We start from the raw sequence: 15,411 nt of genomic DNA, 5'->3' as shown, positions 1-15,411 counted from the left end.
GTAGCCGCAGGCAATCGAGAATACACGCTGCGCCAGCAACTCGCGCAACGAATGTTCGATCTTCCCAGCTTGCCGCTTGTCTTCCAGGCACCCGGCCAAGCCGCCGATCAAGCCGTAGCCTCGCTCGGCCGCCTTCAACAGGATGGCGCCGCCATCGGAACTGCCCTGCCGCTGATCGAACTGCGCCACGACCGGCTTGGGAAAAATCTCAGGGAATAACAAACACTCTGTCGTGCTATTGTCTGACACGCATAGGCCTCTTTGGCTTATTTAAACACTGTCTTGACAACATGTCCGGAGCTTTCGCTTCTTCAACCTTCAAGAATTATTCGGGTTAGGAGGCACAGTCGGATGCTGTGGAATGCCCAATGTACTCGTTGAGGTTGGTGCTTGCTCGTCATAGCCATTGGTAACTTGTGACGCAAGATTTCCCGCTCCATCTTTCACAGAGATGTTGGAGAGTCGCCCGTTTACGGTATACAAATAACTAGTGCTTTGCAGGAGCGAGCCCGTGTAGTCCGCTATATCCGTTTTTGTGAGCAGACGGTGGAACTGTCATAGTAGTTGTCAGTGTTTTGCTGTGAACCTCCATCTTGGCTACTCGCCGTGAGCGTGTGGATGATGGGGAGCGTGATAGGGCTACCGTCACAACTTGAAGTAGCTCCGTTGTAGCAGGTAGATACATCAGACAATACCGAGGTTGCACTATCTCCCACGTGCACCTGGCGATGCGTCTCGTAGAATAGACCACCGTTGATTGTGAACTGGTAAACCGATTGCCGCGTAAGTTCGTCTTGCAGTGTTGTGCTCGTAGCGTTGGCATTGACTTGTGCGCGCGTGTAAGACCTGGTTCCATCAGAAGTTACACGCGACAGGCTTCCAATGGTTCCATCAGCATTCAAGCCATTCCCGTTGCAGCCACCCGAGTAAGAATAGCTGATTGTGCCGCCTGTCGGTAGTGTCACCGAAGAGATTCGGCCTGTAACTGATCCACTGAAGCCAGGCGTATCCTCATAGGTAAACTGGTAAAATGTACCGTCTGCCAGCGTGACTCGGTCGACGAGATCGACAGCCTGCGGACCGTACCCACTAATTGAACATCCAAAATTGGTTTGAACGGTGTAAGTGACGTATGAGACTGAAACAGAAGCCGTGGTAGAACCGTCAGCCTGGTTCGACACCTTATAGGTAAATACACGCGGACTACTTGGATTGCCTCCGCCTGTTATTGTCAGCGCTGTTACACCGAGAGTATCGGTGAATGTCCCATCGCCATGATTGTTGATAACATTTCCGTTCGAGTCTGTAATCGAACTCGGGGTACTGCTTCCGTTGTACGGGGCGACTATCTGTGATCCAGTGCGAGTTACTACATTCGAGCCATTGAACCGATAGCCTGAACCGTCACTGGAATTTCCATCACCCGTTGTCGTGCCTGTACATTCATCGGTCGCGTAGTTAAAGCGATGTTGTTGACCGAATGCGTCATGATAAACGTAGTTCGATGTCGTTACTGCCCAATACCAGCTTGGAGGATCCAAAAAGCATTTCTTTTGACCTTGATTATTATCATAATAGCCAGCCATAGCTAGATTCGATCCATTCAACTGGGCGTGAAACCCCCATCCCGTGTCGGGGGTCCACTGCGATACCCCGGAGGAGCTGACGGGAGACCAGATCAGACCGTCGTAGACCAGTGAGTATTGGAAGCCCTGTCCACGCCCTGGCTTGTTCACAATCGGAATCTCGAAATGGACATTCAGATTTCCGATGTTGATGGAGTCAAACCCCCTCTGATCGAAGGAGCCGAACGGGTAGAGTCCGGTCCCCGGTGCTTGAGCGATCAATGTAGTAGAAAGAACACACAAAACAACCATGACTGCCAAGGCACAGAATCTCTGCACTGAGACACCTCAAGCCACTAGGCGAAATGTTTATTGGACAACTGCTGAATCGATATCGATACTGAGCTGAAGGCCGCCATTCACATAACGCTCGATGTGCATGGGTAATTGAATGCCGGACACTTCCTTGTAATTGCTGTAGCGCACCTCTACCGGCAGGTTGACGCTGGAATTATTGTCGGGGTGGATGTTGTACTTCAGAACACTGGGAAGGAGCGTTATGGGGTCAAGAGCAAGATCTGTAGTACTCCACGACCGGATGAGCGCCGTTACGGCAGGCTTGGTCTTACCGGGAGCAATCGTAAGCTGATGTTGAATGTGTGGAGCGGTCTGAGGCCCTTGAGCGACCACGGCTCCGGGTTGGACACTGAGAGCGGCGGGCAGGGCCGCAGTCTGTAACGCAAGGTGAGGAAGGAACCACACCGTTGCAGTCCAGCAGTTCGCCGACGCTACCTCATGAACAACGCCATCTTTTCCCGACCACGTACACTCCCGATCATCCCCCACACCTGATTGGGTTTCAATCCGAGCGCCGTTACTAAGATCAAGTTCGACCTTATTTTCTCCGCTTATCTTAGCTGTGAGCTTTGCTGGGCCGCTATCTTTCGTAGAACCGGCAAACCACTGCGCCGTACCTGTCAGTTCGACTGAACTAACGGGTTTGCCGCCAGAAAAAGCCTGGCTGGCTCGTGAGAGAACTGTGGCTGAATCAAATGTCGCCGAGTTGGCGGGGTTGGCTAAACCAAGTGACAGCAGAGCAATAGTGCAACGCAAGAGACTCAAAGCTCGCAAGCGCAATCTCCAGGTGCTAAAAGATAAATGAATTGTGGCGGAACAGTAGCCGAGTTCCTTTAGAAATGCAACAAATTAATTATGCTATGTGCTGGACAGCCTCATACTATGGCACTCCGGACCTCGTCCGGGGATCCAAACGAGGTCATGGACCGAGCATTGATCTGGCTAAGCGAATCACCTTGTGGCTCCTGACGTGACGAGCCGTGACCAAATGCGTGCTACCCTGTTCCGCGAGAGCTTGATTACGGGGTGACGATCGAATGTCAGTTAGAAGAGACGGGCACACTGCCTGCTTCAACCACACCGGTCCCATGTGTTTGGGAATCGCCAATCGAGGTTCGCACAGGTGGATTGCCCTCGTCTTAGGCAGCCGTCAGATCAGGGGCAGAGTAATAGCTACGTCGAGTCCCGGGAAGTCACCCCGAACTCAATTCCAGGGAGGTAACGAATCGCATTCGCGCACTCGCTTTAGTGTTTGAAGAACTGCCATAGTCTCTATCCTGAGCCGGCTGGCCTATCGTCGGCATCGGCAATATCCGGACGGAGAAGCGTGTGCAGCATGTTCGTCACGAGGGGGTACCCTGTATGCTGACGCACAAGGTCCGGTGCTCTCCATTGATAACAGCCAACAACGCGCAAATCCCTATCTTTATTGACTCCAGCGAGGTGTAGCACTATGTTACCAGTCTCTGTGAGCCGATAATGATATTGTTCTCGCGCGCTTTAAGCTCGGCTGATGCGATGAGCACCTCATACACGACGTCAAAGCCTGCCAATCAAGGTCTAAAACGTGATTTGGTGAAATTGGATTCCCTCCAGAGTAGTGCTCATCCATGTATGGTTGCGCCCAGAACGAGTAAGGGCCCAATCATAGTTGAGTGGCTGTGACATCGGATAAATGATATTTTTATATCCGATGGAGCAGCCATCGAGGAGTATTTCGTGCGAGGCGTATACGAGAATCCGGTAGACAGCGGCATCTGGTGGATTCACTACTACGCGGCAGGAAAGCGGCACCGCGAAAAGGTCGGGCGCAAGTCTGACGCCATCAAGCTGTACCAGTCGCGCAAGGCCGACGCTGCTGCAGGCCGCAAGCTGCCTGAGTTGCGCAACTCCAAGGTGGTCACGGTCAGTGAACTGATTGACGATGCGCTCGAATTTGCTGCGCAGCACAAAGACAATCGGAACTACAAGAGCAAGGGTGAGATTGTCCGTGCAGCCTTGGGCTCTCGCCATGCTGCAGAACTGACGCCACAGGAACTGGAACGATGGCTTCGCGAGCACTGCAAGACCGCAGCTACTGCCAATCGCTACAAAGCCTTCGTCTCCCTTTGCTATCGCGAAGGTGTGCGTAACGGCAAAGTGTCCGTCAATCCGGCCCGCTTGGTTCGCCAACGGAAGGAAGGTACAGGCCGTCTGCGCTTCTTCAGCCGGGAAGAGTATGCCGCTCTGCACAAGGTCATCTCCAAACGTTTCCCCGAGCACCTGGCTGAGTTCGTGGTGAGCGTTCACACCGGAATGCGCCTCAGCGAGCAGTACACCTGCACCTGGTCGCAGGTCCATCTCGACCGCAAGACAATCGAACTCACGAAGACGAAGAACGGTTCAGTGCGAACAGTCCATTTGAACTCCGACGCTGTAGCCGCGATTGAATCGCTCCGACGTCCTAAGCAACATGCTTCCGATCCTGTTTTCCCGCGCGAGGGCAACAAAGGAACTTTCGACACTCGCTCATGGTTTCATCCCAGCATGGAAGACGCGGGCATCAGCGGTTACGTGTGGCACTGCAATCGGCACACATTCTGCTCATGGCTGGCGATGGCGGGGGCAAGCATCAAGGAAATTCAGGAAGCGGCGGGCCACAAGTCGATCACTATGTCGGCGCGGTACAGCCATTTGTCTCCAGCACACAGGCTGTCGGTGGTGGAGCGCATCGCATCCGGCTTCAAGTGACGCTCACTTCCATGAGGACATTCCCCGGATATTAGGAATCATCAGCCGAGGCTCAGAGGCCGGTGTCAAGGCTCTGCGACCGCGAAGCGGCGCGCGTATGTGCGGCCTTGACTCCGGTCCGGCCTCGGCTACGCTCTGTGCATCGGGGAATGTCACTGTCTGCACCATACTGCAGCGCGATGACGCGCAAAACAGCCACGCGGTGACACTGTATAAACCAACAGCCACCAAAACAGCCACCAACTCATTTTTGCCTCTCAAAAAATCGAGAGGCCAATTCGATGTAAGTTCTTTGATTACATGGTGCCCGGAGGGGGATTTGAACCCCCACGACCGGTCAAGGTCTGCGGATTTTAAGTCATTTGCGGTTTGTCGTATCGCTGTCTCTCACCTTCCGACAGCCCAGTGCTCTCATGGCACCCAGGATGGTTCAGAGTAACCGAACAGTGACATCGCGTGAGGAGGTCGATCAGCGAATGGCCCGCCAATAACTCATTGCCGTGTTCCTGTGGAACAGGAGGAGAATACATTCTCCTCCTATCTGGCGCTGGCTCGCTAGGGAGCCAGCAGTCAAGGCCGCGTCAGCGCCGCTTGGGCGGTCGGAGCAAAGCGGAGAGCCTTTACGGATGGCGCAGTGCGAGTACTCCGTGCATCGCCGGTGCAGGCGTTCCGGTTGGGTTGGATGTTGCTGCCCCTTCATTTGACAACCTTCGGATTGGCAGAGGCTACGGCGTCAAGAGTTCGGGATGCGTCGCCGTCAGCCAAGTCTGGACAGCGTCTTGCAGACTCTCAGCAGTCACGAGAATCTGCTTGAGCTCTTCATTTGAGATGCTTCCAGCAGCGTCGTAGCTCGCGATGTTGCGCTTTTTGGAAAAGGCCAGAATCTTGCGAATGGTTTTGCTATCCGCATGGATGGTGTATTCCAGCGTCTCAATCGTCCGCATGTGATGGCCCTGCTGATTCGTGGTGCGGTATCCACTAGCGCGTAGCGCGGTATTAGCAAGAGCAAGCAACGCGTTGAAGGTCGTGTAGAAGCGAAGATCATCGGAGATACCTTCAACGCTCGCGTCTTTCATACATCGAGCGACAATACCCAACTGGTCCGTGATCTCCTGCGGACTCGCCGCTTCTTTTTTGAGCCAGGCGTTCTCAACGTAGCTGTCTAAACTCATGCTCGTCTCCGATTAGGAAGGTGCTCTTGCCTTTCTGAATGGCCTTCAGAAAATGGTTATCTGCCTGCAGTTTTACTTTCAACTCCTTCTGAGAATAAATGGTCGGATTCACAGGGCGGCCTAAGGAGCGCTCCACCGGGGCGAGCCGTTCCAGCAAATCGTCGAGAGTCACTGAGCCCACGACCATCAGGTCGATGTCGCTGTCCGCATTTTCTTCTCCGCGCGCAAAGGAGCCGTAGACAAAAGCAAATTGAATTCTTTTTGCTAAGGGGATAAGCGCCTCCGCAAGCTGATGGAATACACCAGTAGTTTTGGCAAGAAGCGTGTGCAACTCGGCATACGCAGGATGGTCGCGGTTCGCACGATAGAAAACCTGGTTCCCGGTTTGCGCTCGAAGGATGAGACCCGCGTCGGCAAGCGTAGTCAGCTCGCGTTGGACAGTTCCAACACTGACATCGACGCTGCGAGCGATCTGCCGAACGAAGAAAGCCTCATCTGGCGTGCCGTAGAGAGTGCTCAGAACGCGACCCCGCGTTTGGCCGAAAAGAAGGTTCCCAAGTGATGTATCGCGTGTTCTCATTACGAGAACGATTGTACTCAAGATGAGAACGACAACCTAAATCCGGTGGACGATAGCCAGATCGGAAGCGCGACGTTCGTTCGAGCCTCGGCGGTGCCAAATATGTGGGATCCTATGCAGTGTCGGGTACACCGGCCTATGCCATATATCTGTCATGGCTATCAAAATCACCCAATGAGCTGCAATAGGGCAAGGTGTACCAATCGTTGTACCAATCCGTCTCGACTGCAAATCGACTCAGCGCATCACTTTATATCTATTTTACTTTGTTAGGTTTATGGTGGCCCGGGCAGGAGTCCAACCTGCGACCTTCGCGTTAGGAGTGCGCTGCTCTATGCAACTGAGCTACCGGGCCTTGATCGCTAGTGTATCGCGAGTGGTTCCGAGTGCCGGATGGTAAACTTGAGGGTGGAGAATTATGCCTGAGATACAGCGTCGTCGTGCAGTAACGGTCAATATTGGTGGAGTTCGCGTGGGGTCGGAGGCGCCGGTTGTGGTGCAGTCGATGACTAACACCGATACGGCGGATGTCGAGAGCACTGTTCAGCAGGTCGCCGCACTGGCGCGCGCCGGCTCCGAGATGGTTCGCGTGACCGTAAACAACGACGACGCGGCGAAGGCCGTTCCGTACATCGTCGAAGGCCTCGCGAACAAGGGTTGGACGACGCCGATCATCGGTGACTTTCACTACAACGGCCACCTGCTGCTGGCGAAGTATCCCGAGACCGCGAAGGCCCTGGCGAAGTACAGGATCAATCCCGGAAACGTCTCGATTGGGCGCAAGGATGACGATAACTTCCGCACGATGGTTGAAGTCGCAGTCAAGCATCAGAAGCCGGTGCGCATCGGCGTGAACTGGGGCTCGCTGGATCAGGCGCTATTGACGAAGATGATGGACGAGAACTCGAAGGCCGCCGATCCTCGTCCTGCGCGCGACGTGATGATGGAGGCAATGGTGGTCTCGGCGTTGGACAACGCTGTGGCGGCCGAACGCTATGGGCTGCGTCGCGACCAAATCGTGCTGAGCGCGAAGGTCTCGGGCGTGCGCGACCTGATCGATGTCTACACGGAGCTGGCGCGGCGTTGCGACCACGCACTGCACCTCGGGCTGACCGAGGCAGGCATGGGGATGAAGGGCATCGTAGCCTCAGCCGCGGGGCTTGCACCTCTGTTGCTGTCGGGCATCGGGGACACGATTCGTGTGAGCCTGACGCCGACTCCGGGAGGCGATCGCTCGGAGGAGGTTCGCTGCGGACAGCAGATCCTCCAGTCGCTGGGCATTCGCAGCTTCATGCCACAGGTAACGAGCTGCCCGGGCTGCGGACGCACTACCTCGACGTACTTCCAGGAGCTGGCGGAGCGGATTCAGGGCTATCTCGTCGAGCAGATGCCGGAGTGGAAGAAGCATTACGCCGGTGTCGAGGAGCTGAAGCTCGCCGTGATGGGCTGCATCGTCAACGGACCGGGCGAGTCGAAGCACGCGAACATCGGCATCTCGCTGCCGGGAACGTTCGAAGAGCCGAAGGCTCCGGTGTATGTGGACGGCAAGCTCTATACGACGCTCAAGGGAGACCGCATCGTCGAGGAGTTCCAGGAGATTCTGAACGAGTACGTCGAGAAGCGTTACGGACGGGTGCTGGTCGAGGCTTAGTCGAAGATTCTCAAGTCATGCGTCATCGCAACGCGTTGGACATGCTGTTGACGTTTACGGTGCAGTTGGCGCATGGCTGCGGCGTTGTCAGAGCGAGCTGATCGTCGATTCGCTTTACGTCGAGACTTCGGTTCATCGAGTTCAAAAAGTCTCGGTACTCAAATAATGCGAGCCTTGAGTTGGGCGCTCCCGGAGCGTTCTTCGTTGTGACGATGTGAATACCCTCAAGCATCATCTTCTCGGCCTGCTGATTGTCGCCGCTCTTCCATTTTGCAAATCCCATTGCCATCAACACGTGACCTGTCGGCAACGAATCTGAGGGGTAGACGAAGCGCGCCAGTTCCATGGCTTGTTCCGCATCGTGCAGCCCCTCAGCGCACTTATTGCGCTCACAACGGGCGTAGGCAAGCGCAACGAATGCGCCGATGAGGCCGGCTCTGCCTGAGTCGCCTGCTGCGGTTAGGTTGGCTTGAGCCTCAGTTGCGATCTTCTCCGCTTGTTTGAACTTGTGGTTGGCGAGAGCAAGTTCGGCGAGATGCATCTGACTAATTCCGATTGGGATTATGTCGCCTTGCTTTTTGCGTGCGGCAAAGGCGCTTTTCAGATATTGCTCGGCTTCGGTTCTGCGATCGTAAGCGAGATAGAGAACGCCCAGATTGTCGAGCAGTGTCGCATAGTTTTTCTGCGCTTCGGGTGCATCTTTTAACAAACGAAGCGAACGGAAGTAGGCGTCTTCGGCACGCGCGAAGTCAGCTTGTGCGGCGTAGCCGGAGGCGAGCCGGCCCCAAAGATAGCCTATGGTTGCTTCGGGGACATGCTCTCGTTCTGCCACATCGATCACATGGCGTTCCTGGGCGAGGTCGGTGCTGGACGCAGTCGCTGTGGGCTGCTGCGGTCGGGCGTGTTCGTAAATGGACAAAACGATGAAGAGAGTGAGAGCTCGCGTCCAGAAACTGACACACGGGTTCGTTCGATGAACAAGCGGCAACATCGTCATAGACCACCTCAGGGCAGTGATTGAATTGCGAGCGATTTACGACGTGATTACGACGTGTGGTGACGATGGTTCCGTCGTTCGTCACGTTTTCGAGATGAATTTATAAAAGCCTGTTAGCTCTTGCTGTTCTTCGGTAGAAGAGTCGTTCTGAGTGTCATGATCTTCCGTCGCTCATACAACGGTTCAGCAGGCAGCCTGGTTAACAAGCACCTTTGAGTTCTCTCTTCTATCTGGCGGATTAGACAAGAGTCTGAAGAAGCGGTTAGCTAGATTTTTTTCGAGGACCGGTTGTTGCGGAGTTCAGCGAGTGAGTAAAACGTTCCTCGCCAAGTGATGCCCCCCTCGCGCAGGGTGATGAATGCGGAGCGCAGAAGGGAGTAGAAAAACAGCAGTGCGCCCGCCGGAAACGAGAGCGCGTACCAGACTGAAATCTTCGAGTGCCGCTTTGACACTGCGTAGAGCGCGGCGATCGAGATGATGGCGAGGACCGCTGCAAAGCGTGTTGACGTCGCGATGAGGAAGAGAAACGGTCCGAGGCAGAGCGCTGTGAGTCCGAGGCAGGCGGCGAGGACAAAGATGATTCGGAAGCGGAAGACAGCGAAGAGATTTTTCGTCATCACGTTGACGACTCCGATCGCGCCTGCGGCCCAGTGGAGGGAGACCATGCGGGGCGCGAAGGCGACTCGCTGGCGGAGATTGGCGAGCTTGACGCGGTGGGCGAGTGTGAGGTCTTCGAGGATCTCCATGCGGAGGGCGTCGAAGCCACCGAGTTGCTGGTAGGCGGAGGTGCGCAGGAGGTTGAAAGCTCCGATGCCGATGGAGTCGCGAACGGCCTTGGGATCGGAGATTTTCCAGGGGCGCGCGGCCCAGAGTCCCATCACTCCGAGGTATCCGAGCAGGACTCCTTCGCCGATGGTCTTGACGATCGGAGTTGGGAAGGTGACGAAGTGGTCGGCGTTCGTGATGACGGCCTGCGCGAGCGATCGCCGGATTGCCTGCGGGGTGAAAAGGACGTCGGCGTCGGTGAAGAGCAGGTAATCAGGTTGATCGACGGCGATGGCGTGGCGGGCGGCGAGCGCCATCGCGTGCGGTTTGCCGAGCCAGCCGTGCGGGAGTTCCTTGACGTGCAGGGCGCGGAGGCGCGCGGGGTTCTGCGCTGCGAGTGTGTCGAGGATGGCTGCGGTTCGGTCGGTGGAGCGGTCGTCGACGGCGATGATTCTCAGGTTGTTGTAGTCCTGCGCGAGGAGCGAGGCGAGGGCTGCGGGCAGCGCTTGTTCCTCGTTGCGCGCGGGAACGATGACGACGATGGATGGTGCGCCTGCGGGCTCGAGGTCGAATTGTGGCTCGAGGAGGTTTGTGATTCGCGGGAGGCCGCGGGCTGCGGTGATCGCTTTCCAGAGCCACGCGAGGGCGATGAGCCAGGCGAGGAGCTTCATGCGGCTGCGATGGGAGCTTCTTCGGTCAGCGGCGGAGCGTAGCGCGCGCCGATGAAGAAGATGACGGCGGCGAGCAGCAGGGTGATGAGGGTGGAGCCGAGGCCGAGGTTGAGGGTGGAGCGGTCGCTGACGGCTCCGATGATGCGGGGCGAGATGGCGTCGCCGAGCGCGTGGATGATGAAGAGTTGTCCGGCCATTGCGGTGGCGCGGACCTCGGGGCGGACGGCGTTCATGGTGGCTGCGTTCACCGGGCCGGTTCCGAGGAAGATGAGGAAGATGGCGAGTGCGAGCGATGGAACGGTCAGGTTATGCGGACCGAAGAAGCAGACCAGCGCCGGCGGAACGGCAAGGGCGGCGCTGATGGCTGGTACGAGGTAGAGAGCCTTTGGAGTTTTCTTTGACCAGCGCTGGGCGATGACGCCTCCGGTGATGGTTCCGAGGAGGCCGGTGACGACAGTGATGGCTCCCATGAGGAAGGCGGCGTTCGATTGTGTTCGTCCGCCGATGCGCTGGAGGAAGGACGGCATCCACCAGGAGATTCCGCCGAGGGAAAATGTTACGGCGGCGTAGCCGAGGATGGAGGCGAGGTACGCCTTGTTCTTGATGAGGGTGAGGACGGTTCTCTTCTCGAGCTTCGCTTTTTCGTGCTGGCTGGCTCCGCGTTCGGGCTCCTTCATGAAGAAGAGGATGAGGAGAGCGATGATGACTCCGGGGATGGCGGAGACGATGAAGGCGTGGCGCCAGCCGTAGCGCTCGCCGATGACTCCGCCGACGAGGTAGCCGAGGGCGGCTCCGACGGGGATGGCGACGTTGAAGATGGTAAGAACGCGATTGCGCTGCTCGGGCGGATAGAAGTCCGAGAGGAGCGCGGGGGCGAAGATTCCGAAGCTTGCCTCACCGATTCCGAGGGCGGCGTGACGGAGGTTGAGCGAGTCGTAGGAGGTGACGGAGGCGGTGAAGAAGTTGATGCCGGACCAGAAGAGGGCGGCGACGACGATCATGGGTTTGCGCGGGAAACGGTCGCCGAGCCAGCCTGTGACGGGCGAGGTGGCCATGTAGGCGATCATGAACCAGAAGGTGAGGGTTCCGATGTGCTCGTCGGTGAGGCGGAACTCGCCTTTGATCTGCTCCTGAACGCCGGGGAGGATATAGCGATCGATGTAGTTGACGAAGTTGAGCGCGGTGAGAAGGATGAGCGCGGTGGTGGCTCCGGCGATGGAGACGGACTTCCCTGCTGGTTTGGTGGCGGAGGCCATCATTCGGAGGATAGCAGCCGGTTGCGTCTGCTGTGTCAGTTGCGCTGTCTGCGGCGTCGGTGAAGAAGCAGGTTTCTCCACTCCGCGGCTGCGCCGCTCCGGTCGAAATGACAACTTTAGATCTGACAGCGACGGCTTGGACGGTGGCGAGGACTTCGGTGGAAGCTCCGGCGTGGTTGCGGCGGTCCTTCGGGTGAGCCGGGGAGCAGTTCGCGGCCGTGGTGGCGGCCGAGCTGTTCGAGGAGGAGGCGGCCTGTGGCGGGGTTGAGGCGATGCCACTTTGCGGGCGGCGCAGTGAAGTCGGGGGCAGAGTCTTCGGGTTGCGGTTGCGTGATCTGAATGGTGGAGATGGGTTCGCCGTTTGGAGCGAACTGGGGTTTGGGGCCGGTGCGGTAGTGGGGGTGTTCGAGCTTTCGGGCTGGCTCTGGGTCGGTCGAGAGGTTGGGCTTGGCGGTTTTGTGGTGGCGTTGGTGCTCGGTGAGGTTGGTGGAGGCTAGCTGGAGGGCGTAGAGGAGGAGACCGGCGCGGCGGAGATCGATGTCGTTGCCGGCGACGTGGGAGATGATGCGGCCGATGCTGTCCTGGATCTCGGCGCGGGAGTTGGGAGAGGGCATGTCGAAGGAGTTGCGGCGGGCGCGGCGCTGGCGTGCGTCTGCGACGGGTTTCCGGGTGGCGTGGTGATAGTAACAGTACCGTTCTCCGGTCATGGCTGGGGAGCCGCAGCGGGTGCCTTCGGGCATGGTGTGGCGGCACTGGTGTTTGCGGTAGGTTGTGGTGCTGTCTTTGATCTGCTCGATGAGGTTTGCTGCGTCGTCCATGGGGGGGCCCTCCGTACTTTTTGTGCAAACTTTTAGAAACAGGTGGTTTAGTGGGGTACTTCCCTGCTTCTGGCTTGCGAGTTAATGGAAAAAGCCCGGCTCGACGCGCCGGGCTTTGGTTGAGGTCTAGTTAAAGTATAGCGTGGTGAGGGAAATTAATCGGCAACTTGGATGTGGTTTATTTTGTTCAATTTATGGAAGATAGGGGCTTGACAGGCTTTTTGGTTGGTGGGCTGTGGAAAAGCAGTAGCTTAGGGCTGTGAAGCGCCTCTCCCTCAGGGCACGGTTCGGGGCAGCTGAAGCCGTGCTCTTAGGTGAGACGGTTCGCGTTCCGCGCGCGCATCGCCCGCTTTTCCTAGTCGCAGCTGTCGTCTCTGCCATGCTCTCTGTCGGTCCAACCGTGCACATCTGAGCACACTGGAGTGAGTAGAAACGCATGAATTGCTCCGTTGTTGGTGCCATATCCCGTAATCTGTCCGCGATCGTTGATCGAGTAGGCAAACCAAAGAGACCACCCTGAATTCGTCTCGATCAGGTCATTGAGATCTTTCATGACGCCATCGTTGTACAGGAAAGCGCGGAAGTTTGAGAACTGCCCGGAAGACGTGAAACCTACCACTTGCCCGGACCGGTTAATCCCCTGACCGATACTCGAAGATTGCCCGGGCAGCGTGCCCAAGTCGAGCATCCTGCCATTGCTGTACAAGAAGGCATGGGTGTCGCCCCCGGTGACCTGGGCGGCATCCGAGGAGCCTGTCACCTCACCGAACTCGTTGATGCCAATTCCACTGCTTGTGCTCCCCCCGGGCAGCGTTCCGAGATCCGACATCTTGCCATGGCTATACAGAAAAGCGTGACAGCATAACCCTGCGCTATCAGCAATGCCTGTCACCTCGCCGGACTCATTGATGCCGGATCCTGCGCTGTCGCTTCCCCCAGGCAGGGTGCCCAAATCCGACATCTTGCCGTGGCTATACAAAAAAGCATGTCCATGACCCTGAAAGATCCCTGAAACGCCTGTCACCTGGCCAGACTCGTTGATGGCAAGTCCAGCGCTGTAGCTGTCCTGGCTGGGCAAATTGGGCAGGGTGCCCAAATCGGACATCGTGCCGTTGCTGTACAGGAAAGCGTGGTTCGCACCCTCTGCGGTGTTCGACTGACCTGTCACCTGGATTCTTTCTCCTCCTCGCTCTCTCCTCTCGTCCTCTCTTCCCCACTCCTTTCTCCCTCTCTTCCCACCCCCGGTGATGGCATATCCAACGCTCCTGTTCCCCCCAGGCAGTGTGCCCAAGTCCGACATCTTCCCTTCGCTATACAAAAAAGCACGTACAGGACCCTCGGGGGTCCCCGAATAACCTGTTACTTGGCCGGACTCGTTGATGCCATATCCCACGCTGTCCATTCCTCCGGGCAGGGTACCGAGATCAGTGATTGCGAACTTCTGAGCGGCCGCCGCTTGAGCAGCGAGGAGAGCGAAGGAGAGATTCAGAGCGAAAGGCACTAATACACTGCGCATGGATGCCTCCAATTTACATTGGTGATTTTGCCCTTTTCGGTCGTCTCATAAACCCGATGGGGCGAACCTTACCGCGAATCGTTATCTTACAAACGCTGGGGAATACTTTGAGTATAAATTGTCTAATTACAATGGACTGAAGTGGGCCCTGCTGTCTGTGCGCTATCTCACCGATACTCAAAAATCAATGTGAGTCTATGACGGTAATGTCCCGCCTGATCGTTGGGTTGGCTGGCTTCTAGAGCTGTGTGATAAGTGGCAAAAATTCTCAGTTCCGATGGAAGCATGGTGATTAACATAGGACCGGTTTTCAAGGAGGGTGTTGCTGCACAGCAGCTTCACATTGAACGACTGCTGGTGAAGCTGGAGGACGAGCTCGGCATACATCTCCTCCAACGCCTCGAATTTTGTATGAGTCCAACTGCGGCTCAGTTTCCAATTCTTTGCACCGTCACCATCCCAGCTTAGGAGCATTAACTAAAAGGGCGCTAAGCCCCGGGTCTTCGGCGACCAAAGGACGCAATCGGAACCGGTAAGGTGCGGGTGGCCCGTGATTCACTCGTTATGGCTGCGTCATGACATCGCCTGATAGCGAGAACTGAGAACCCTTCTCCGCGGTCTTCGGTATAAACTCTTCTCCTAAACGCGAATCGCACTGGCAAAGGGCTCACAGATGCCTGGTGAAACGATCTCCTCGGAACACGCAGCCAGCCTGGTCAAATCCGGCATGTGGCTGGACTATGGCGTGTCGCATTGCCAGCCCGATGTCTTCGATCAGGCGCTGGCTGCACGCAAAGACGAACTAACGAACGTCAAGATCCGCTCCTGCCTGTCGTTACGCCCCCGCGCTGTGATCGAAGACGATCCGGAAGGCAAGCATTTCCACATCTTCAGCTGGCATTTTTCAACCTACGACCGCAGGAAACACGACGCAGGCCGTTGCAACTATGTGCCGCTGAATCTGGGAGAGGTGCCTGATTATTACCGGCGCTTTCTCGATCCCGTGGACATCGCCATCTTTAAAACTTGCCCCATGGACGACGGTGGATATTTCAACTTCGGCCCGACAAATTTGTGGCAACGTGCCGTCGTCGAACGCGCGAAGGTGGTGATTGTCGAGATCAATCGTGAGATGCCATACGTATTCGGCAAAGAGAACGGCGTGCATGTGAGCGAGGTCGATTTCATCATTGAGGGAGATCATCAACCGTGCGTGGAGCTGCCCAACCCGGACCCGGGCGAGATTGATCGCACGGTAGCTCTGCGCATCGCAGCCGAAATCGAGGATGGCTCCTGCCTTCAGATAGGGATCGGCGGCATGCCGAACGCCGTA

At 56.7% G+C, this 15,411-nt stretch carries 12 protein-coding genes, 1 tRNA gene and 2 pseudogenes; 3 read left to right on the top strand and 12 right to left on the bottom strand.

What is annotated here, in order from left to right; translation table 11 throughout:
- The 3 genes from Q363_RS46770 to Q363_RS41130 form a co-directional block, all read right to left on the bottom strand.
- Positions 1-189, bottom strand: a 189-nt coding sequence (locus Q363_RS46770; RefSeq protein WP_211256338.1) for a transposase, incomplete at its 3' end; no start/stop codon positions are given.
- Positions 190-521: 332 nt separating this feature from the next.
- Positions 522-1,886, bottom strand: a complete 1,365-nt coding sequence (locus Q363_RS41135; RefSeq protein WP_157467506.1) for a hypothetical protein — start codon at positions 1,884-1,886, stop codon at positions 522-524.
- 48 nt (positions 1,887-1,934) lie between these two features.
- Positions 1,935-2,696 carry a hypothetical protein gene (locus Q363_RS41130; RefSeq protein WP_157467504.1) on the bottom strand — a complete coding sequence of 254 codons (762 nt, stop codon included), beginning with the start codon at positions 2,694-2,696 and terminating at the stop codon, positions 1,935-1,937.
- A gap of 945 nt (positions 2,697-3,641) precedes the next feature.
- Here Q363_RS41130 and Q363_RS24920 point away from each other — a divergent pair.
- Positions 3,642-4,652: a tyrosine-type recombinase/integrase gene (locus Q363_RS24920; protein WP_035356219.1), complete on the top strand. Its 1,011-nt coding sequence runs from the start codon at positions 3,642-3,644 to the stop codon at positions 4,650-4,652.
- Positions 4,653-5,377: 725 nt separating this feature from the next.
- On the opposite strand, the gene Q363_RS24915 is transcribed toward Q363_RS24920, so the two are convergent.
- From Q363_RS24915 to Q363_RS24905, 3 genes are all read right to left on the bottom strand, one after another.
- Positions 5,378-5,824 (bottom strand): hypothetical protein, encoded by a 447-nt coding sequence (locus Q363_RS24915; protein WP_157467503.1) that lies wholly within the window; start codon positions 5,822-5,824, stop codon positions 5,378-5,380.
- A complete protein-coding gene (locus Q363_RS24910; protein ID WP_035356215.1) occupies positions 5,802-6,404 on the bottom strand; it encodes a nucleotidyltransferase domain-containing protein in 603 nt (200 codons plus the stop codon). Before Q363_RS24910 ends, Q363_RS24915 begins: the two co-directional genes overlap by 23 nt.
- Positions 6,405-6,682: 278 nt before the next feature.
- Positions 6,683-6,759: transfer RNA gene (locus tag Q363_RS24905), tRNA-Arg, on the bottom strand.
- 63 nt (positions 6,760-6,822) lie between these two features.
- Between Q363_RS24905 and ispG the strand changes: the two genes are divergently transcribed.
- Positions 6,823-8,055 (top strand): flavodoxin-dependent (E)-4-hydroxy-3-methylbut-2-enyl-diphosphate synthase, encoded by a 1,233-nt coding sequence (gene ispG, locus Q363_RS24900; RefSeq protein WP_035356213.1) that lies wholly within the window; start codon positions 6,823-6,825, stop codon positions 8,053-8,055.
- A gap of 22 nt (positions 8,056-8,077) precedes the next feature.
- Here the strand turns inward: ispG and Q363_RS24895 are convergent, their stop codons facing one another.
- The 6 genes and pseudogenes from Q363_RS24895 to Q363_RS46765 all read right to left on the bottom strand — a co-directional run.
- A complete protein-coding gene (locus Q363_RS24895; protein WP_035356212.1) occupies positions 8,078-9,052 on the bottom strand; it encodes a tetratricopeptide repeat protein in 975 nt (324 codons plus the stop codon).
- A gap of 266 nt (positions 9,053-9,318) precedes the next feature.
- Entirely contained in the window at positions 9,319-10,488 is a 1,170-nt protein-coding gene (locus Q363_RS24890; RefSeq protein ID WP_035356210.1) for a glycosyltransferase, read from the bottom strand.
- The gene (locus Q363_RS24885; protein WP_051979285.1) at positions 10,485-11,744 is read right to left on the bottom strand and encodes a spinster family MFS transporter; all 1,260 of its coding nucleotides are present in this window, start codon (positions 11,742-11,744) and stop codon (positions 10,485-10,487) included. The genes Q363_RS24890 and Q363_RS24885 overlap by 4 nt, the downstream gene beginning before the upstream one ends.
- 116 nt (positions 11,745-11,860) lie before the next feature.
- Positions 11,861-12,562 (bottom strand): hypothetical protein, encoded by a 702-nt coding sequence (locus Q363_RS24880; protein ID WP_035356207.1) that lies wholly within the window; start codon positions 12,560-12,562, stop codon positions 11,861-11,863.
- A gap of 355 nt (positions 12,563-12,917) precedes the next feature.
- Positions 12,918-13,730 (bottom strand): hypothetical protein, encoded by an 813-nt coding sequence (locus tag Q363_RS24875; RefSeq protein ID WP_245632451.1) that lies wholly within the window; start codon positions 13,728-13,730, stop codon positions 12,918-12,920.
- Between the two features lie 117 nt (positions 13,731-13,847).
- A pseudogene (locus Q363_RS46765) lies at positions 13,848-13,964 on the bottom strand (hypothetical protein); the annotation flags it as partial.
- A 787-nt stretch (positions 13,965-14,751) separates the two neighbouring features.
- On the opposite strand from Q363_RS46765, the pseudogene Q363_RS24865 reads away from it, so the two are divergent.
- Positions 14,752-15,411, top strand: a pseudogene (locus Q363_RS24865) (4-hydroxybutyrate CoA-transferase); the annotation flags it as partial.

The sequence above is a fragment of the Edaphobacter aggregans DSM 19364 genome (assembly GCF_000745965.1).
GTDB lineage: Bacteria > Acidobacteriota > Terriglobia > Terriglobales > Acidobacteriaceae > Edaphobacter > Edaphobacter aggregans.
This window is presented reverse-complemented; position numbering and strand designations above follow the sequence as displayed.

Coding starts and splice junctions, on each gene's coding strand:
- Q363_RS24915 (WP_157467503.1), bottom strand. CDS start 5,824: ATGAGTTTAGACAGCTACGTTGAGAACGCCTGGCTCAAAAAAGAAGCG.
- Q363_RS24910 (WP_035356215.1), bottom strand. CDS start 6,404: ATGAGAACACGCGATACATCACTTGGGAACCTTCTTTTCGGCCAAACG.
- ispG (WP_035356213.1), top strand. CDS start 6,823: ATGCCTGAGATACAGCGTCGTCGTGCAGTAACGGTCAATATTGGTGGA.
- Q363_RS24895 (WP_035356212.1), bottom strand. CDS start 9,052: ATGACGATGTTGCCGCTTGTTCATCGAACGAACCCGTGTGTCAGTTTC.
- Q363_RS24890 (WP_035356210.1), bottom strand. CDS start 10,488: ATGAAGCTCCTCGCCTGGCTCATCGCCCTCGCGTGGCTCTGGAAAGCG.
- Q363_RS24885 (WP_051979285.1), bottom strand. CDS start 11,744: ATGGCCTCCGCCACCAAACCAGCAGGGAAGTCCGTCTCCATCGCCGGA.
- Q363_RS24880 (WP_035356207.1), bottom strand. CDS start 12,562: ATGGACGACGCAGCAAACCTCATCGAGCAGATCAAAGACAGCACCACA.